The sequence below is a fragment of the Bacillota bacterium genome (assembly GCA_033549065.1).
Lineage (GTDB): Bacteria > Bacillota > Dethiobacteria > DTU022 > DTU022 > JAWSUE01.
This window is the reverse complement of sequence record JAWSUE010000010.1, coordinates 55,987-75,540: the sequence shown is the minus strand read 5'-3', so window position 1 is coordinate 75,540 and position 19,554 is coordinate 55,987. Positions and strand designations below refer to the sequence as shown.

Here is a 19,554-nt window from a genome sequence, read left to right as displayed (position 1 = left end):
CCTAAAAATAAATACCGGCTTGGCACCGGTCTTGAATATTCTCTCTATAATTTTAGCTTAAAATCAACCAATTTGTCAAAACCCCAGGCTATTGACCGGCAATTTTTACTCCAGAGCTGGTGCCAATTCTGCTCGCACCGGCTTCGATCATCTTTCGGGCATCCTCCGGTGTCCTGACACCTCCCGAAGCTTTAACACCGATGCCGGGGCCAACCGTTTCACGCATTAGCTGAACATCAGCGATGGTTGCCCCGCCCGGTCCAAAACCGGTTGATGTTTTGACAAAGTTAGCGCCCGCTTCTTTCGCCAGGTTGCAGGCCAGAATCTTTTCTTCATCGTCCAGCAGTCCGGTTTCAATGATCACTTTAACAATTTTCCCATTTGCCGCTTTTACAACAGCAGAAATATCACTCAGTACATATTGTTCGTTTCTGCTCTTCAACGCACCGATATGGATAACCATATCAATTTCATCAGCACCATTGTTTACCGCTTCTTCCGCTTCAAATGCTTTTACCGCAGTTGTAGTTGCTCCCAGGGGGAAACCGACAACAACACTGACTTTAACATCACTTCCTGCCAGTTCCAGAGCGGCTGTTTTTACATAAGAAGCGTTGATACAAACGGCATAGAACCGGTTTTCTATTGCTTCCCTGCATAACTTAATTATATCTGCTTCCGTTGCTTCAGGTTTAAGAAGGGTATGATCAATATAATCAGCCATACTTTCAGACACATTAAACACCTGCCTTTATCCGACTTCACCATAGATCAATTCCGGTGCCATTGCCTTTTCCGAACTAATATCATAAGCACTCAGGATCATCTCAGTTACTTCACTGATCACGCCGGTTTCTTCGTCCTCAGCGGCATGAATAACAGCCAGGGTATCATCTTTTTCAATCCTGTCCCCTATTTTCTTTTCCATAACAAGGCCAACCGCCGGGTCGATGACAGATTTCTTGGTTTCCCTTCCGGCACCCAGGATCATGGCAGCAATCCCGATTGCTTCCGCTTTCAATTTTTTCACATACCCCTGTGAAGTTGACTTGACCGGAATCCTGTTCGATGTAACCGGAAGGATAGAAGGATTATTGATAACTGCAGTATTACCGTGTTGACTCTTGATCAAATCCCCAAATTTCTGCAATGCAGCACCACTCTCGATTAACCGTTTCAGCAAGACATATCCCTTATCGGGATCTTTTACCTTGCCGGCGAGGGTAAGCATCCTGCAGCCCAGCTGCAGGCATAGTTCCTCCAAATCAGCCGGCCCCTCTCCACGCAGGGTCATAATTGCTTCTTCCACTTCAAGGGCATTACCGATAGCCCAACCCAGCGGTTGATCCATACCAGTCACCAGGGCTAAAGTTTTCTTCCCCGCCCCCTGTCCAATTCTAACCATTAGCTCTGCAAGAGCGAAAGCATCTTCCTCTTCTTTTAAAAATGCGCCGTCGCCGGTTTTAACATCAAGGACCAGGGCATCCGCCCCGGCAGCAAGTTTTTTACTCATAATGCTGCTGGCAATCAGGGGCATACTGTCAACAGTGGCGGTCACATCACGCAGGGCATATAGCATCTTATCGGCAGGAACTAGATTCCCGGTCTGTCCGGCTACAGCAACACCGACCTTTTTCACCGCCGAGATCAGTTGAGAAACAGTCATCTCAGTTCTGAATCCCGGAATGGATTCCAGCTTATCGAGCGTTCCTCCCGTATGTCCCAATCCGCGGCCGGAGAGTTTAGCCACCGGCGCTCCGGCAGCAGCAACGAGCGGAGCCAGAACCAGGGTTGTTGTATCACCAACTCCCCCTGTACTGTGTTTGTCAACCTTGATACCCGGTATATCATCTAAATTAATTGTATCCCCTGATTCGATCATCGCCCGGGTCAACGCCAGAGTTTCTTCTTCAGTCATATCCTGGAAGTAAATGGCCATAGCCAGGGCGGACATCTGGTAATCAGGGATATCTCCATTTACATATCCCGATACAAGATAACTGATCTCTTTTTCGCTTAAGGAAGATCCGTTTCTTTTTTTTAGAATAAGATCATATACTCTCAATAAGTCACATCTCCACGCACTAAATTCAACAAACTATCTCTTGCCTTTATCATAAGGTTCTCCGATCGCCTTCGGTGCCTGCGATGATTTCGAGGAGAGAACGAGAGCGATCAAGGTAACTACATAGGGAAAAGTCTTTAAATAGATGCCCGGTATCTGGGCTAAAGTCGGTATAGCCTGTGAAACATTGGCCACGGTAGAGGCTGTGCCGAAGAAAAATGCTGCACCCAGGATGCCCCAGGGCTTCCACTGTCCGAAAATCAAAGCAGCAAGAGCCAGGAATCCCAGGCCTGCTGCAGTCCCGTTAAACTCACCGGAAAGGGTAACAATAAAGATAGCCCCACCCAATCCGGCGCAGGCACCGGAGATCATAACCGCCATGTAACGCATCAGGTAGACGTTTACCCCGGCAGAATCAGCTGCGTGGGGATGTTCACCACAAGCCCTGAGTCGCAAACCAAAACGGGTTTTATAAAGCAAGAAGGTTGCAAAAGCAATGATCAAAAGGACCAGCCAGGTTGTGGCATAAGACTGGGTGAAGAGAAGCCGACCCAGAACCGGTATTTCAGAAAGAACCGGAATGGTCTGGCGGCTCAATCCACGGATAATTTGGACATTGCCGCTGCCGGTCAGGATTCGGGCTAAATAGACCGTCACCGCGCTGGCAATCATATTGATCGCTATACCGCTGATCACCTGGTTGGCATTGAGGGTAATACAGGCAAAGGCATGCAGAACCGCATAGATTGCCCCAAAAAAGGCTGCCGCGAGTAACCCGATCCAGATCACAGTCCCCGGATTGGCAGTCTCAACTGTAGATATTGCATAAGCCCCGACAAACATACCCATCAACATCAGGCCTTCAAGGCCGATATTAATTACACCGCTGCGTTCACTGAATAGCCCGCCAAGGGAAGTGATCAGCAGCGGTATGGTATAGGCTATGGCATAAGGAAATAGCTGATAGATCAGTTCAACCATATCACTGCTCACCCCCAGTGTTGGTTTCAAGTTTTTTTCCTGTGAGCCTTGCAAATAATTTTCTAAAATCTAATTTTAGCAGTTTATCCCAATTTCTCTCGATCAAAACACTGGTTGCGGCAAAATAAATAATCGTGGCAATAATAGTATCGGATATTTCGGGCGGGATGGCAGTCATGGCGCTCATAAAACCTTTTCCTGTATGGAGCAGCCCAAAAAAAACAGCGGCAGCAAAAACACCCCATGGGGCATTCGCACCGAGGAGTGCAACGGCAATACCATCAAAACCCTGCACCGGCAATACTCCGATCTGCATGTTGTTAGCAAACCCGACATAAAATGTTGCTCCACCCAACCCGGCCAGGGCGCCGGCGATTGCCATGGAAAAAATAATATTTCGGTTTACGCTGATCCCGGCTGCTTCCGCAGCATCGCGGTTATAACCGACAGCTTTAAGTTCAAAACCGAGGGTGGTTCTTTCCAGAATAAAGGCAATGATGATAATAAAGATCAAGGCCAGAAAAAACCCCAGGTTAATGTAAGACCCGCTGAAAAGAGAAGTTAACCAGGGGACTTTTAGCGAAGCTGCAGCCGGAATGCGCATCGATTCTGTTTCCAGGAATGGCCCTTTAAAATGTTGGGGAATAATATAGTAGATCGCCCAGTATGCTATCCAGTTCATCATAATAGTGGCAACAACTTCATGGACATTATATTTCGCCTTTAATAAGCCGGGTAAGGCCGCCCAGAGTCCACCACCGATCAGGGAAGCTATAATTATAACTGTCAGCAGGATAGGCTTGGGCCAATCAAATGTTAAGCCAATAGCAGTTGCACAAAGCCCGCCTATTAACATCTGACCGGCACCACCGATATTGAAAAGGCCGGTTTTAAATGCAAAGGCAACTGAAAGGCCGGCAAAAATAAGCGGAGTAGCAGTAGCAAGGGTATTGCCAATCCGCTCTATATTCATCGTGCCGCCTCTAAATAGATACAGGAAGCCTTCAACAGGGTTATTCCCTGTTACAGCCATCAAACCGGCTCCGGCCAGCAGACCCAACATAACTGCAAAAAGCGACATCAAGAAATCTTTTTTTACCCTGACCCGGGTTTTCAAGCAACAGCACCTCTCTTCCCACCGACCATCATTAAGCCAATTTCATTTTCATCAGTTTGGGCTGCATCAACTATACCTACCAGTTCACCGTTATAGATCACCGCTATACGGTCCGAGAGGTCCAGTATCTCGTCCAATTCGAGTGAGATCATGAAAACTGCTTTTCCCTGATCCCGCTGTTCCAGCAGGCGTTGATGAATATATTCGATAGCTCCGACATCAAGACCCCGGGTTGGTTGGACAGCAACCAGTATTTCCGGATTACCGTCTATTTCCCGACCGAGAATTGCTTTCTGCTGGTTCCCTCCGGAAAGCGAACGGGCCAGCGCTTCAGCACCCTGTCCGGATCTGACATCAAAGTCATTGATCACCCGGTTGGCATGCTCGTAAACATAATCCCAATCAAGCAAGCCTTTTTTGGAAAAAGGCTCCTTAAAATAATTTTTCAAAATAAAGTTTTCCTGAACGGTGTACTCAAGAATAAGCCCATGTTTGTGACGATCCTCCGGGATATGGGCCATACCCGCATTGATCCTTTCCCTGGTTGACATATCTGTTACATCTAACCCGTGGATAAATATTTTCCCGGAATCTACCCTGCGCAACCCGATAATTGCCTCAATCAGCTCAGTCTGGCCATTACCGTCAACCCCGGCAAGACCGACGATTTCCCCACACCTGACACTGAGAGAAAAATTCTTTAAACCATGAGCGCCGCTGCTTCCGGAAACCGTAAGGTTTTCAATACGTAAAATCTCTTCCCTGGGATTGGCCGCTTTTTTATCAAGCTCAAATAAAACCTTGCGCCCCACCATCATTTCAGCCAGTTTTTCTTCCGTTGTATCTTCCACATCAACTGTGCCGACAACCTTGCCCCAGCGGATTACCGTGCAGCGATCTGCAATTTTCATAATTTCTTTCAATTTATGAGTGATCAGGATTATCGTTTTACCTTCATCGATCAAACCCCGCATGATCTTCATTAACTCTCCAACTTCCTGGGGAGTTAACACAGCTGTTGGTTCATCAAAGATCAATACCTCGGCATCGCGATAAAGCATCTTAAGGATCTCAACCCGCTGCTGCATACCCACAGATACATCTTCAATTTTTGCATCGGGTTCAACGTTTAAGCCATATCTTTCTGATAGTTCTCTGATCCGGGCTGAAGCACGGCGGGTATCGATCATCATCAATCTGGTCGGCTCCAGGCCCAGGATAATATTTTCAGTCACCGTAAAATTGTGGACCAGTTTGAAGTGTTGGTGAACCATTCCTATCCCGAGATTATTGGCAATATTGGGATTGGTAATATTTACTTTATCCCCTCTAAGCCTTATTGAACCGTGATCAGGTTGGTAAAGACCAAATAAAATATTCATTAAGGTAGATTTGCCGGCACCATTCTCACCAAGCAGGGCATGAATCTCGCCTTTCTTCACCTTAAAATCGATATCATCACAAGCCACTACCCCGGGAAATTCTTTTCGTATATCGAGCATTTCAACTATATTATCGTTCAATAGCACCAGCTCCTGTCAGGTCAATCTGACAAACTTTTCAATGAAAATTTTATAGAAAAAGGGCGGGGATACCGCCCTTTTCAAATGCATCGATTCAATCACTATCTGATAAGATCTCCCTGTTCATCAGAGACAACAAGGGATCCATCCTGCATCGCAGCAAATGCCTGCCACACCAGTTCTTCTACTTCAGCATCAAGGTTGGGGTTTTCCTCGGGAATGCCGATACCGTAATTCTTTGCATCCATAGTGATGATCTGGCCACCGGGGAATTCACCATTTAGTTCAGCTTCGATCATATCGTAGGCGGCAACATCAATTCCTTTCATCGCTGACGTCAATATAATAGAGTTGTTCCCTTCGTAAATACCGTCGGCATACTGATCAACGTCAACCCCGATAATCCATACTTCCTGACCTGTTGCAGCCCTTGCCTTTGCCTCGTTTATTGCCCCGATCCCGACTCCACCGGCAGCAGCAAATATTGCATCCACACCCTTGTCATACATGGCTGCAGCCAACTGTTGACCACCGGCCACGTTATCAAAGGTTCCTTCGTAGATAAAGTTTTCCGCGCGCATTACAACATTGGTATCGTAATTCTCATTGGCATATAAAACACCCTGCTGGAAACCCCAGTTAAATTTCTGGACAGCCGGTATCTCCATGCCACCAATGAATCCTACCTCACCTTCCTGAAGCTGCAATGCAGCAGCTAACCCACCAAGAAAACCAGCTTCATGCTCGGCAAAGAAAATGGAAACCACGTTCTCTTGTACATCCGGCACCCAATCACCGGCATGTGGATAGCCATCGAGAATCACAAACTTGGCCTGCGGATATCTGGTTTGAACATCATATATTGCTGTTTCAAATTTAAATCCGGGGCATACAACAAAGAGGAAACCGGCATCAACCAGGTTGCTGATTTCAGTTATATAGTCGGCTTCGGTAGTCCCTCCGGGTTGCAAATACCTGGTTTCCAGTCCAAAATCACTGGCAGCAAGTAAAACACCTTCCCAGGTCCCCTGGTTAAATGATTTATCGTCGATAGTTCCCGCATCTGTAACCATCCCGACTTTGAGATCGGAAGCCGGTTCTTCATCAACGGCATCATCTCCATCATCAACTTCCGGTGGTTCTTCCGCAGTTCCGCAGCCGATGACGGCAAAAATAAACAGAAACACCAAAAGTAATGCCAGCCACTTCTTCACAATTAAAACCTCCTCTTTTTTCTTATAAAAAATGTCTGTCACATATAAACTCACACCACTGAAATGTTTAGTTTCTAACTATTCCCCCTCTCCGAAATTATTCAAAACCAGGTATTTGCCTAAGGTTTCGTATAATTATTGCATTCTGATCATTCATTAGGATTAGTTCTTCAAAAAGCAATTAATTCCTTCACAATGTCCTTAATTTTCATTGGTTTAATAAATTTTTATAAAGACTAAAATTTGTTTACCGGGAGGACTTAAATAAGGAAAATAGAATTAGACAATTAACAAATTGTGATTTATTATTCAATATATTTACCTTCAAGGGAGTGACCAATTCAGATGAGCAGTATAAGGGATATAACGCTGGCCCCGGAAGGCCACAGGCGTATCGATTGGGTCAGCAGGCATATGCCGGTTCTTAACACCCTGATTGAAAAAAACAGGGCTGGTAAACCTTTCAAAGGTATAAAAATGGCCATTTGTATTCATTTGGAAGCCAAGTCGGCCTACATGGCCAAAGCATTCCGTGAGTGCGGAGCCGAAGTTGTTATTACCGGCAGCAATCCCCTCTCAACCCAGGATGCAATTGCTGCCGCCCTAGTCGAAGATGGCCTGGAAGTTCATGCCTGGCATAATGCTACCTCCAGTGAATATAAAGAACACATCAGTAAAACGATCGACACAGGACCGCACCTAATCATCGACGACGGGGGAGACCTGGTCACTATGCTTCACAGGGATCGACCTGACCTGCTCGGAAATGTGATCGGTGGAGCGGAAGAGACTACTACCGGCTTGATCCGGTTGCGGGCTATGGCCGATGCGGGTAAGCTGACATTCCCGATGATTGCCGTCAACGATGCAATGTGCAAATACCTCTTCGATAACCGCTACGGAACTGGGCAGTCGGTCTGGGATGGCATAATGCGAACCACAAATTTATTAATCGCAGGTAAAACAGTCGTGGTTTCAGGTTTCGGCTGGTGTGGCAGGGGTGTGGCCATGCGCGCGGCCGGACTTGGAGCCAATGTAATTATCACCGAGGTAGAGCCAGTCCATGCCCTTGAAGCGGCCATAGAAGGATTCCGGGTAATGCCGATGAAGGAAGCAGCAGCTCTTGGAGATATATTTGTAACCACAACAGGGTGCAAGCAGGTAATTTCTGGCGACCATATACCCTTTCTAAAAGATGGAGCAATTCTCAGTAATGCCGGACATTTTGATGTTGAAGTAGACAAAGAGGCTTTGCTGAAAGCCGGCAAATTAAACGGCCAGCCGAGGCATAATATTGATGAATACCTGATGGAAGATGGAAGAAGAATCTACTTGATTGGAGAGGGACGGTTGGTAAACCTTGCTGCGGCAGACGGCCATCCAGCAGAAATTATGGATCTTTCGTTTGCAATTCAGTTTGCAGCCATGGAGTACCTGCTCAAAAAAGGTAAGGAACTTCCAAATAAGGTTGTGAAATTACCAGACGAAATCGATAGACAAACTGCAGATATCAAGTTAAACTCTATGGGAATCAGCATTGATGTTTTGAACTGCAGCCAGGAAGAATATCTCAAATCATGGCAGTTTGAATGATTCAGTAGATTGTTATACGATCGGCCAGGTTATTGAAGGTCGCTTCACCGATACCACTAACATCCATTATTTCTGTTATATCAGTGAAAAAACCGTTACTTTCACGGTGGGCAACAATTTGTTCAGCTCTAACTTCACCGATACCGGGCAGGGCTGTTAATTCCGCTGCTGTAGCCTGATTAATGTTTATCTTTGACATTTCCCCGGATGCTCTTTGAGAGACCTCTCCGATCAGTGGTATATAAATCTGCTCACCATCCAGCAGAGGCCTGGCCAGGTTAAGGGCTTCCCTGTCGGCTTCCGGGCGAAAACCACCGCTTAAGTCTAACAATTCGTAAACCCTCGAACCGGCAGGGAGGTGGTATACTCCGGGATTTACGGCTGCTCCGACCAGGTGAACCGTGATCAGTTCCGGCTCAAAATCTTCAACTGTTGGTGTATTTCCCATACCAGCTGTTATCAAGCCTGAACGGGGCTTCGAAAATTCTGCAGCGCGCCAGACTCCGCCAGACAACAGCAATAAGACTATTGCAATTAAAACAACTTTTTCCCTGAAACCTATCTTATCAACCAACTTTTGAATAACCCCCGAAAACCATCAATCCATGATTCTAACTCTAACTTGAAACAGATTTAATATTAAATTCGCTTTTTCTTCGTTATCCCCTGCTAAGAGGCCCACCAGGATATTAATCCTGGTGGGCCTCTTAGCTTAATATTTTACCTTAATTTATTACTCTTTCAGATCAGCAGCTTTTTTTTCTTTTTTCTCTTTTTTAACTTCTTCCTTTTCTTCTTCCTCCGGGATATTAATCCCGAGTACATTGATATTAATTGCTTCAACTTTCAAGCCGGTTGTTTTTTCAACGCTACACCGGATTTCCTTTTTCAGCTTGTCGGTTGAATCAACAATTGACATACCGTACTCAACTATAACATTTAAATCAATGGTTACCCTGTCTTCATTAACCTGAACCTTAACGCCTCTGGTTAGATCTCGTTTACCCAGTTTTTCAGCTATGCCGCCGACCAAGCCACCACTCATACCGGCAATACCGGGAATATCGCTGGAGACGATACCGACAATTACAGCTACTACTTCCGACGAAATCCGGATGCTGTCTCCTCCCTTGGTTGAGTCAGGCATGAGTACAGCTTCTTCAGCGCCTATTACATCCTTCTTGTCTGGTTTTTCCTGTTTGCTCATCAGAATATCCTCCTTTTTAAGATGATAAAAGCCGGGAATTGTATTACCGGCTGCTTCGCAATAAAGACTGAACAAATTATTAAGTGCATTAGATCCTATTGTATTCTTTATTATATTATATATTTTGAATATTTTGCTGTCAAGAATTGCTCAACCTCAGCGGATCACGATATTAACAAGCCGGCCTGGAATCGCAATAACCTTAACAACCTCTTTTCCTTTCAGCAGGGATCCGATTTTTTCGTTTAACCGGGCTGTCTCGATCAGATCTTCTTGAGAAATATCGGCTGGCACAGTAACCCTGCCCCGGACCTTACCATTAATCTGAATGACAACTTCAACTTCATCAACAACTAATTTCCCCGGATCAAAATCGGGCCACTGAGCCTTGTGAACACTTTCCCCGTTACCGAGCCGATGCCACACTTCTTCAGCCAGATGAGGTGCAAAAGGAGCAAGCAAAAGAATCATTTTTCCCAGCGTTTCCTTAAGCAAAGTATAATTCTGTTCTGAAAGCTTCGCCGATTGGCGATAAGCATATATAGCATTAACCAACTCCATAATAGAGCTGATTGCCGTATTAAAGTTAAACCTCTCTCCTATATCATGGGTGACCTTTTTTATTGTTCCGTGCAGGACGCGTTCAAGTTCCTGTTCACTTTCACCGTTTAAAGCAAATCCGGATCCGGAAGCAAACTGGTCCCTGCACTCTTCTACAAGCCTCCAAACCCGCCGTAGAAACCTATGGCATCCCTCCACCCCCTGGTCGCTCCAATCGAGATCTTTTTCAGGAGGAGCAGCGAAAAGGATGAAAAGCCTTCCTGTATCTGCACCGTATTTTTCAACAATTTCATCAGGCGTAACTACATTGCCCTTGGATTTTGACATTTTAGCCCCGTCTTTGTATACCATCCCCTGTGCCAAAAGCCTGCTGAAAGGTTCCTGGACTTTTATTAAACCTGTATCATAGAGAACTTTGGTAAAAAACCGGGCATAGAGAAGATGTAAAACAGCATGTTCGATCCCGCCAATATATTGATCAACCGGCATCCAGTATTCAGCGGCTTTTACGTCAAAGGGCGCATCCATACAATCCGGGCTGGTATATCGAAGAAAATACCATGATGAGCAGATAAAGGTATCCATCGTATCAGTTTCCCGCCGGGCATTGCCCCCGCAGGAGGGACAGGTTGTATTTACAAAATCGGGGTATTGGGCCAGGCTGGGCACCCGGTTACCGGAGAGTTCAACTTCCATGGGCAAAGAAACCGGAAGTTCGGACTCGGGCACAGGCTGAGGACCACAATGATCACAATAGATTACCGGAATTGGCGCTCCCCAGTAACGCTGTCTGGAAATCAGCCAATCCCGAAGCCTGTAGGTTACCTGGAAACATCCGGCATTCTTCTGTTCCAGAAATTCGGTAACTTTTATTATTCCCTCTGTATTATCGAGGTTATCGAAATTGCCGGAATTAACCATGTTACCTTCACCGGTGTACGCTTCCCGCATGGTATCTCCGTCAAGCTCTTCTCCTGCAGGCTGAATGACAATCCTGATCGGTAGATCATGTTTTCTGGCAAATAAAAAGTCTCTTTGATCATGGGCCGGCACACCCATAACTGCTCCGGTTCCATAAGCCATCAAAACATAGTTCCCAACCAGGATAGGCACTTCTTCATGATTAATGGGATTTACAGCATGTCGGCCGGTAAAAAGACCGATCTTCGGTGCTTCTTCGGCAGTACGTTCAATTTCGCTTTCCTGTCTGACCTTTGAAACAAACTCGAGAACTTCCTTTTCCCGGTCGGTTCCTTCAACGAGTAGTTTGACCAGGGGGTGTTCAGGCGCTAAAACCATGTAAGTTACGCCAAAAAGAGTATCGGGCCTGGTAGTAAACGTCCGGATTTCTTCACCTGGAAATTCTTTAACCCTAAATACAATTTCCGCTCCTTTACTGCGGCCGATCCAATTTTGCTGCATAACTTTTACCCTTTCCGGCCAGTCTTCAAGCCGATCAAGATCGCGTAAAAGCCTTTCAGCATATTCGGTTATCCTTAAAAACCACTGCTCAAGTTCCCTGGTTTCAACTACTGAAGAACAGCGCCAGCATAAGCCCTTTTCAACCTGCTCATTGGCCAAAACTGTTTCGCAATTATTGCACCAGTTTACGCTTGCTTTCTTTTTATAAGCAAGGTTTCTCTTGTGCATTAAAAGAAATAGCCACTGAGACCAGCGATAATAATCAGGGGCGGAAGTATTTACCTCCCTGCTCCAGTCATAACTGACTCCCAGGCGGTTCTGCTGCATTTTCATATGCTCAATATTCTGGGCTGTCCACTGCGCAGGATTCACCTTATGCTCAATGGCGGCATTTTCTGCCGGTAAGCCAAAAGCATCCCATCCCATGGGATGAATCACGTTCAAACCGCGCATTCTCAAAAACCGGGCCAGGACATCACCAATTGAATAAACTCGCATGTGCCCCATATGCAGTTTTCCGGAAGGATAGGGAAACATCTCCAACACATAGTATTTCGTCCTGGCTGCATCTATTTCAGACCTGTAGGCGTCTTCGCTGTCCCAAATATTTTGCCACCGTTCCTCGATTTCGGCTGGATTATAGTTAGCTGTCACCCAAATCATTCCTTCCTTTTTGAAAATAAAAAATCCGCCCGGTCAAGGGACGGATTTATACCCGCGGTACCACCCTTATTGGCTAAACTTATGGTGGAGCTGGCGGGAGTCGAACCCGCGACCTCTTCCATGCCAAGGAAGCGCGCTCCCACTGCGCTACAGCCCCCCGTTTTGCTGCCCGCTTATCACCGTTAACGCCGGCTTTACGTCAGCAGTTACTTGGTTTCACTGCTGTTTCTCCGGGACGAGTTCAGCAGTTCTGCCTGCCGGTTTTCACCTTAACCCGGCTCTCTGATTAAGCATTCCCGCTTACTACTTCCCTTCACAGAATATATATGGCACCTCGAGTACACATAACATTATAAGCACCCTGCCAGGGCTTGTCAATAGCGGTATATTAAGGTGAAATATCTACCTGGTAAAAATTCCCGGCCTGCATATCCATTATCAAGAGCCTGTTCTCAGGTAAAATCCCATCCAGGCCAGCCAGGATTTTCAGTGCTTCTCCGGTCTGCCACGCTGCTAACATGGCCGGTGTTATAACCGGGTTGCCCAGTTGTACCTCAACACCCCTTTTAATATCCCCATCTTTTTCACAACCGTATATCGACTGTAATAGCGGTTTGCCGGGCCTGATGACTGCCAGTTGACCGAGAAAGCCGGCAATCGCTCCGTGAACCAGTATAATATTAAGCCTGCTGCATACCTCTTCAAGCTCGAATCGTGACTGTAGGTTATCCAGACAATCGATTACGATATTGCAACCTGATAAAATTGGAGGTAGCGTTTGGCGAGTACCGCAGATTTGGAATCCTTCTATCTCTACGGCCTTGTTTATATCTTTTACTCTTCTAACAGCCGCGTCAACCTTCGACTCCGCCAGGTTATTTTCCGTGGAAAAAAGCTGTCGGTTTAAGTTGCTGTCACAAAAGTAATCATTATCAACAACAACCATTTTCCCGACACCAGCCCTGGCCAGCATCTCGAGAACGAAACCACCAAGTCCACCTGCTCCAATTACACCTGCTTTTGATTTTAACAGTTTGATCTGCCCATCAAGACCGATTGTTCCGATATTTCGATGGTAGCGCTCCGGTATAATATTCATTTCAAGAGCAGTTATTTCAACTTCACATCGCTCCATATTGAAAACTGCTGAAAGTTTCTCAGTGCCTTTTACTGATAAAGAGATATATTTTTCTCCTGCCGGGTTTTCAGTTTCTGTCGACAACTCACTTATTGCCTTTCTGATGGAAATAGAGCTCAACTTAAAAGATCACCCGCCAATCATTACTTATCTCAATCTCCCGACCTGAGTGGGCTACCGGCCTGATTGCCAATATCCACCTGCGGGGCCTCACACCATAGTCTTTCCAGGTTATAAAATTCCCTTGCTTCCGGCTGGAACAGGTGTATCATCAGGCTGCCATAATCAAGGACAACCCACCAGCTCTCCCTGGAACCCTCTATATGCAGGGCATAATAACCCTCTTTTTTCAGGTTTTCAATCAAATGATCAACCAATGAATGAACCTGAATGGAAGAAGTTCCAGTTGCAAGTAAAAAATAGTCGGCAATTATTGAAACCTGGCCGACTTCCAACAGCTGCACATCATGTGCCTTTTTCTCAGCCACCAATTGGGCGGCATACAAAGCCAGCTCCCGGGAGCCAAGCTTTGGTTTCCCTGTCAAATAGAATCACCTCCTCAAAAATGTTAAGTTCTTAAGCCTGCCAGAAGGCAGTTGCGTAGTGCAACGGAACGAGGGTGAAGTAAAAGGCCTCTTTCTATTATAGAGCATATTGCAATTTCAACTGCCTTCAGCATAGCACGGTCAAGATTTTCAAAAGCAACCTCTCTTATTATCTCTACTCCCTTGTAATTCCGGCCAATTTCAATATAATCAGCCAGATATACCACTTTTTCCAGCAAACTCATTCCCGGACGCCCTGTTGTATGATAAGTGACTGCCTGAATAACTTCAGGATCATCAAGCTGGTGTTCACTTCTTAAAAGAGCTGCTCCAACCGGAGCATGCAGCAAACGTGATTCACCCCTGGTTATGCGGTCTAAACGCAGTTCCAGCTTGACTGCCAGCTCCAGCAGTTTTTTATGGGAATAAGGCTTACCGTAATCGTGAACTACCCCGGCCAGGTAAGCTCTACCGGCATCTGCCCCGTGCCTAATGGCCAATTTTTCTGCCGAGTCAGCAACACTGAGGGAATGACGGTATAACTTATCACCGAGATGTTCCTTTATTAAGTTTTGATAATAGTCAGGTTTTAACATAAATAAATTATAAATTAGAACGATTTTCCGCTATTGCTCTCGCGGTTTTGCTTCATTTACAACCAACTTACGCCCTTCAAGTTCGGCGCCATTGGTCTTTTCCATGATATCATCCAGGTTATCGTCGTTCACTTCGACAAACCCGTAACCACGGGAACGCCCTGTTGCTCTTTCGGTAATTATCCTGCATTCAATTACTTCTCCATACTGGGCAAAAAACTGCTGTAAATCTGCTTCCTTGGTGCTCCATGGAATATTCCCTACATACAACGTTTTGGCCATTAATAATCCACCTCCGGTTATATTATAACCTATTTACAGGTCATTAAAACCATTTTTACTTTCTGAACGGTATAAACCGTGTTTCTTGATGTACTGTTCAACCGGTTCAGGAGTAAGATATTTTATCGTCTTGCCCAGGGCAACACGTTCACGAATAAATGTTGACGAGACTGCCAGGGCAGGTATTTCAAGAAGATGTACCTTGTTTTTCATTTCAGGGCAGCTGCGATCCAGGGTATCATGAAAATGATCAAGTGAGTAACCTGGCCGGGAAACTGCAATAAAAGTACAAATCCGCAGCAGTTCTTCATAGTTTTTCCAGGTAAATATTTCGAGTATAGCATCGGCACCGGTAATAAAGAAGATTTCAGGACAATGCTCTTTTTCACAGGCAAAGTGCCTTACAGTATCAATGGTGTAAGTTGGTCCTTCCTTGTCTATTTCTATCCTGGAGACGAAAAATGACGGATTTGACATTACCGCCAGAGAAGTCATCAAAAAGCGATGTTCTGGAAGGGAAATCCCTTTCTCGTCTTTGTGTGGTGGTGTCCCCGCTGGAACAAATACAACATAGTCAAGATCAAACTGCTGCCTTGCTTCTTCGGCTGTTACCAGATGTCCCATATGGATTGGATCAAATGTACCACCCATCAGGCCGATATGTAAATTCCCGGTTTTTTTTGCATTGCTATTAAAAAACACGGTAATGAACTCCTTTTACCCATTTATTCATAAAAATAAAATTCTTCTTCGCCCACCCGGACCGTATCCCCTTCACTGATACCGGCCTTTTTTAATTTTTTGTCAAGTCCAATCCTGCTGCAGAAATGTTGAAAACGTTTAAGCGCTTCTTCATTTTCAAAATCTGTTTTTGCGGCCATTCTTTCAATAGCGTCACCGCTTACCATAAAAATTTCTCCTTTTTTTTCAATAGTTAAAAGTTTTTCTGTAATATTTTCTTCACCGATTAATGTTACTTCCTCATTTCTGGTTCTGCCGGACTCTGCAGCTAACTCATTGACTCTTCTGAAAAGGTCATAAACCAGTGTATCTACTCCCTCACCGGTTACTGCAGAAATGGCAAATAAAGGTATGCCTTCTCCCTCTTCTTCGGCAATTATCCTGCGGAATATATCCATATTCTCTGCCGCTCCAGGCAGGTCGATCTTGTTACCCACAATAACCCGTGGATAATTCGCCAGTAAAGAGCTGAAAATGTTCAGCTCATCCTTCAGCAGACGATATGCATCTGTGGGAGCGGGATGTGCATCAGGAGAAAGATCGATGAGAAATAAGAGCAGGAGGTTACGTTCAACATGACGCAAAAATTGATGTCCGAGACCGGCGCCCTGATGAGCCCCTTCGATCAATCCAGGCAAATCGGCTACTACGAAACTTCCCTCATTACCAACTTTAACTACTCCCAGGTTGGGGACAAGGGTTGTGAAAGGATAGGCGGCTACCTTAGGCTTCGCTGAAGAAATTCGACCCAATAGAGTAGATTTACCGGCATTGGGGAAACCAACCAGTCCCACCTGAGCAATAAGTTTAAGTTCCAGTTTCAGAATACGCTCAACACCCGGCAAGCCCTTTTCAGCAACCCGCGGCACACGCTTACGGGAACTGGCAAATCTGGCGTTGCCCCTGCCGCCTTTTCCTCCGGCAGCCACTTTTGCTTTTTGTCCAGCACTGGTTAAATCGGCCAATACCCGCTGCTTATCATCACGAACAATTGTCCCCAGGGGAACCGGTACAAGCAAATCTGCGCCTCTGGCACCATGTTGATCCCTGCCCCGGCCGTGGGCTCCATCGGCCGCTTTCAGGGTATGGAGATAGCGCAGATCCAAAAAACTATGTTTTGATGAATCGGCGTAGAGATAGACATTTCCACCATCTCCGCCGTCTCCACCATCAGGGCCCCCATGGGGAACATATTTTTCCCGGCGAAAAGATACCGCACCGTTTCCACCACGTCCACCACGAACTAACAGTTCGAGCTCATCGACAAACATTACTTAATAATCACCTGCTGATATGCAAAAGATTAAATAAAAAGGTTTATAAAAATAAAAGTCCGGGCTTACCCCGGACTTAAACAGGTTTAGTTAACTGACAACAACGTTTTCTTCAGGATAAACGCTAACCTGTTTTTTAGCACGACCATTATACTCGTATACAACACGGCCTTCTACAGTAGCAAACAATGTATCATCGCTGCCTTTGCCGACATTGATGCCGGGATGGAAACGAGTGCCTCGCTGCCTGACAATAATACTACCCGCTTTTACCAGCTGGCCGCCGTACCTTTTTATACCCAGCCTTTTAGCATTGCTGTCCCTACCGTTACGGGAACTTCCGACACCTTTCTTATGAGCCATTTAAGACACCTCTCTTTCATGCCATGTTACTATAAAATTTGATTAGCAAAATATGAATTATTTGCAGTTTACACTGCTAATCAGAACATCACTGAAGGGCTGTCTGTGCCCCTGCTTCCGACGGTAGTTCTTTTTCCGCTTATACTTAAAGACGATGATCTTCCTGCCCCGACCTGAAGCCACCACTTTTCCTTCAACCAGGCAGCCCTCTAGGAATGGTTTCCCCACTTTAAGATCGGATTCATCGCTCAGCATGAGAACTCGATCAAAAGTGACTGTTTCACCTTTCTCGGCCGGCAATTTCTCAACACGGATAACTTTGCCTTCTTCAGCGCGGTACTGCTTACCGCCTGTTTCAATGATTGCGTACATAAATAAACCCCCCGTAAGGACTCGCCGAAGCTGGTTGCCCTTATGCAACGGGGCATTTTGGACCTTCTTCGTGCGGTATTAAGCCTAATCGAGATTTTAACACGCTTATACGCCTTTGTCAAACAATCCAGGCCTGCAAAACCGGCAAATTTTTGGAATTCAAAACTGATAATATAATATTACCTATCCTGCTTTGATGATAATACTGCCCGGGCAAAAGTCCGGTTAACATCTTTGATTTCTACCATGACTTTTTCACCAACCTTTTCACCGGCATCTTCAACATTTATTACAAAACCCTGGAGCCGCGCTATACCGTGATGTGGGTTGGTTGTATGCTGCCCTTCTATAGTAAGTTCAAGGCTGTCTCCCGCTTTTACCGGAAGAGCCAGGGCCTGGATCTCCTTGTGGCTTCCCCGGGCAACTATCCGATACTGCTCAACATGTATATCTTCGGTTCCCCGGATAAAGATATGTCTCCCCAGTTCATCTTCCAGTTTCTTTAAATTGCCGCCCCCGCTGCCTATAATAATTGCGGCAACTTCATGGTGCATCTCCACCAAAACTGCCTTGCTCCTCTCTTCCTGGAGCTGTCGTTTCAGATCTATCTCAATACGGGTGCTGATCACCAGCGGTGAAAGTACCCGACCCGATCCTCCACAATACGGGCAGGGCTGCTGGAGATATTCTGAAAGATCCTGCCGTACTTTTTTTCTCGTCATCTCCACCAGGCCAAGGTTGGTTAATCCGAGCACATATGTCTTGGTCCGGTCATTTTTTATAGAATTCTGCAGTTTCTCCAAAACCTTGCGCCTGTGATCTTCGATACTCATATCAATAAAATCAATAATAATTATGCCACCGATATCCCTCAGTCTAACCTGGCGGGCTATCTCTTCCGCTGCTTCAAGATTTGTTTTCAGTATGGTCTCAGCAAGGTTACGGCGTCCAATGTATCTTCCGGTATTAACATCCACAACGGTCAACGCTTCAGTTTCATCAAAGACCAGGTAACCACCGCTCTTTAGCCATACCTGTCGTGCAAGCGCCTTTTCTATCTCTTTTTCAACACCGTATCGCTCAAATATTGGTTCGTCTTCCTGGTAATATTTAACTTTATTTTTCAAGTGGGGTGATATATAGTCAACAATTTCACGAACCTTATCATACTCATGCTCATTATCAATCAAGAAACTGCTGAATTCCTCCACAAATAAATCACGGGCTATCCGACAGGTTAGCGAAAGATCCTGATACAGGGTGGCAGGGGCACTCTTCTGCTGGAACCTGGATAAAATTCTCTTCCAGAGCTGAACCAAAAACTGAAGGTCCTGGGCCATTATTTCATTATCCACACCTTCCGCAACTGTGCGGACAATCAAACCAAGTTCCTCCGGCTTTAATTTCTCTACTTCTTTTCTGAGTCTATCACGTTCTGCCTGGCTCTCTATCCGCCTTGATACACCAATATAATCAGCTCCGGGAACAAGAACCAGGTAGCGACCGGGGATGGTAATCTGTCCGGTAACTCTCGCTCCTTTGCTGCCAAAAGGTTCTTTGATCACCTGGACCATTAATTCTTCCCCAACTCTTAACAGCTTATCAATTGAATTTCGGGCCGGTGGGGGACTTTCATCGTCCCAATCAGGGAATATATCATCAACGTATAAAAAAGCATTTTTCTCCAGGCCAATATCAACAAATGCAGCCTGCATCCCCGGTAAGACATTCGCAACAATACCTTTGTAGAGATTACCGACAACCCTGTGCTGCAGAGGTCTTTCTATATCCAGTTCAACAAGTTTCCCTTTTTCAAGCAGGGCGACTCTTGTTGCCCGGTTATCACAGTTAACTATGATCTTTTTATCCATTTAATTTCACATCCTTATGGTCAGAT

General features: G+C 45.7%; 19 protein-coding genes and 1 tRNA gene. 1 reads left to right on the top strand and 19 read right to left on the bottom strand.

The window, feature by feature from the left end; all coding sequences use genetic code 11:
- Positions 1 to 88 precede the first annotated feature (88 nt).
- The 6 genes from deoC to SCJ97_08280 all read right to left on the bottom strand — a co-directional run bounded on the left by deoC (position 89) and on the right by SCJ97_08280 (position 6,903).
- Positions 89 to 724: a deoxyribose-phosphate aldolase gene (gene deoC / locus SCJ97_08305; protein MDW7740039.1), complete on the bottom strand. Its 636-nt coding sequence runs from the start codon at positions 722 to 724 to the stop codon at positions 89 to 91.
- 27 nt (positions 725 to 751) lie between these two features.
- Positions 752 to 2,065, bottom strand: coding sequence for a pyrimidine-nucleoside phosphorylase (locus tag SCJ97_08300; protein MDW7740038.1), 1,314 nt, complete (start codon positions 2,063 to 2,065; stop codon positions 752 to 754).
- Between the two features lie 33 nt (positions 2,066 to 2,098).
- The gene (locus SCJ97_08295; GenBank protein ID MDW7740037.1) at positions 2,099 to 3,046 is read right to left on the bottom strand and encodes an ABC transporter permease; all 948 of its coding nucleotides are present in this window, start codon (positions 3,044 to 3,046) and stop codon (positions 2,099 to 2,101) included.
- 1 nt (position 3,047) lies between these two features.
- Positions 3,048 to 4,127: an ABC transporter permease gene (locus SCJ97_08290; GenBank protein ID MDW7740036.1), complete on the bottom strand. Its 1,080-nt coding sequence runs from the start codon at positions 4,125 to 4,127 to the stop codon at positions 3,048 to 3,050.
- Between the two features lie 32 nt (positions 4,128 to 4,159).
- A complete protein-coding gene (locus tag SCJ97_08285; GenBank protein MDW7740035.1) occupies positions 4,160 to 5,665 on the bottom strand; it encodes an ABC transporter ATP-binding protein in 1,506 nt (501 codons plus the stop codon).
- Positions 5,666 to 5,787: 122 nt separating this feature from the next.
- Positions 5,788 to 6,903: a BMP family ABC transporter substrate-binding protein gene (locus SCJ97_08280; GenBank protein MDW7740034.1), complete on the bottom strand. Its 1,116-nt coding sequence runs from the start codon at positions 6,901 to 6,903 to the stop codon at positions 5,788 to 5,790.
- A 342-nt stretch (positions 6,904 to 7,245) separates the two neighbouring features.
- On the opposite strand from SCJ97_08280, the gene SCJ97_08275 reads away from it, so the two are divergent.
- Positions 7,246 to 8,493 carry an adenosylhomocysteinase gene (locus SCJ97_08275; GenBank protein MDW7740033.1) on the top strand — a complete coding sequence of 416 codons (1,248 nt, stop codon included), beginning with the start codon at positions 7,246 to 7,248 and terminating at the stop codon, positions 8,491 to 8,493.
- 1 nt (position 8,494) lies between these two features.
- On the opposite strand, the gene SCJ97_08270 is transcribed toward SCJ97_08275, so the two are convergent.
- The 13 genes from SCJ97_08270 to SCJ97_08210 form a co-directional block, all read right to left on the bottom strand.
- Positions 8,495 to 9,067 carry a ComEA family DNA-binding protein gene (locus SCJ97_08270; protein ID MDW7740032.1) on the bottom strand — a complete coding sequence of 191 codons (573 nt, stop codon included), beginning with the start codon at positions 9,065 to 9,067 and terminating at the stop codon, positions 8,495 to 8,497.
- A 159-nt stretch (positions 9,068 to 9,226) separates the two neighbouring features.
- Entirely contained in the window at positions 9,227 to 9,700 is a 474-nt protein-coding gene (locus SCJ97_08265) for an Asp23/Gls24 family envelope stress response protein (GenBank protein MDW7740031.1), read from the bottom strand.
- 156 nt (positions 9,701 to 9,856) lie between these two features.
- Positions 9,857 to 12,346: a leucine--tRNA ligase gene (gene leuS / locus SCJ97_08260; GenBank protein ID MDW7740030.1), complete on the bottom strand. Its 2,490-nt coding sequence runs from the start codon at positions 12,344 to 12,346 to the stop codon at positions 9,857 to 9,859.
- A gap of 82 nt (positions 12,347 to 12,428) precedes the next feature.
- Positions 12,429 to 12,503, bottom strand: a tRNA-Ala gene (locus tag SCJ97_08255).
- 231 nt (positions 12,504 to 12,734) lie between these two features.
- Positions 12,735 to 13,604 carry a HesA/MoeB/ThiF family protein gene (locus SCJ97_08250; protein MDW7740029.1) on the bottom strand — a complete coding sequence of 290 codons (870 nt, stop codon included), beginning with the start codon at positions 13,602 to 13,604 and terminating at the stop codon, positions 12,735 to 12,737.
- Between the two features lie 32 nt (positions 13,605 to 13,636).
- A complete protein-coding gene (rsfS, locus tag SCJ97_08245) occupies positions 13,637 to 14,029 on the bottom strand; it encodes a ribosome silencing factor (protein ID MDW7740028.1) in 393 nt (130 codons plus the stop codon).
- 23 nt (positions 14,030 to 14,052) lie between these two features.
- Positions 14,053 to 14,625, bottom strand: coding sequence for a bis(5'-nucleosyl)-tetraphosphatase (symmetrical) YqeK (gene yqeK, locus SCJ97_08240; protein ID MDW7740027.1), 573 nt, complete (start codon positions 14,623 to 14,625; stop codon positions 14,053 to 14,055).
- Positions 14,626 to 14,655: 30 nt separating this feature from the next.
- Complete coding sequence (locus tag SCJ97_08235; protein MDW7740026.1) at positions 14,656 to 14,907, bottom strand: RNA-binding protein; 252 nt, start codon at positions 14,905 to 14,907, stop codon at positions 14,656 to 14,658.
- A gap of 33 nt (positions 14,908 to 14,940) precedes the next feature.
- The gene (gene nadD, locus SCJ97_08230) at positions 14,941 to 15,609 is read right to left on the bottom strand and encodes a nicotinate-nucleotide adenylyltransferase (protein MDW7740025.1); all 669 of its coding nucleotides are present in this window, start codon (positions 15,607 to 15,609) and stop codon (positions 14,941 to 14,943) included.
- A gap of 23 nt (positions 15,610 to 15,632) precedes the next feature.
- The gene (gene obgE / locus SCJ97_08225; GenBank protein ID MDW7740024.1) at positions 15,633 to 16,919 is read right to left on the bottom strand and encodes a GTPase ObgE; all 1,287 of its coding nucleotides are present in this window, start codon (positions 16,917 to 16,919) and stop codon (positions 15,633 to 15,635) included.
- A gap of 93 nt (positions 16,920 to 17,012) precedes the next feature.
- On the bottom strand, positions 17,013 to 17,285 hold the full coding sequence (rpmA, locus tag SCJ97_08220) for a 50S ribosomal protein L27 (protein ID MDW7740023.1): 273 nt from the start codon (positions 17,283 to 17,285) through the stop codon (positions 17,013 to 17,015).
- A 57-nt stretch (positions 17,286 to 17,342) separates the two neighbouring features.
- A complete protein-coding gene (rplU, locus tag SCJ97_08215) occupies positions 17,343 to 17,657 on the bottom strand; it encodes a 50S ribosomal protein L21 (GenBank protein ID MDW7740022.1) in 315 nt (104 codons plus the stop codon).
- 179 nt (positions 17,658 to 17,836) lie between these two features.
- Complete coding sequence (locus tag SCJ97_08210) at positions 17,837 to 19,528, bottom strand: Rne/Rng family ribonuclease (protein MDW7740021.1); 1,692 nt, start codon at positions 19,526 to 19,528, stop codon at positions 17,837 to 17,839.
- Between the last annotated feature and the right edge of the window lie 26 nt (positions 19,529 to 19,554).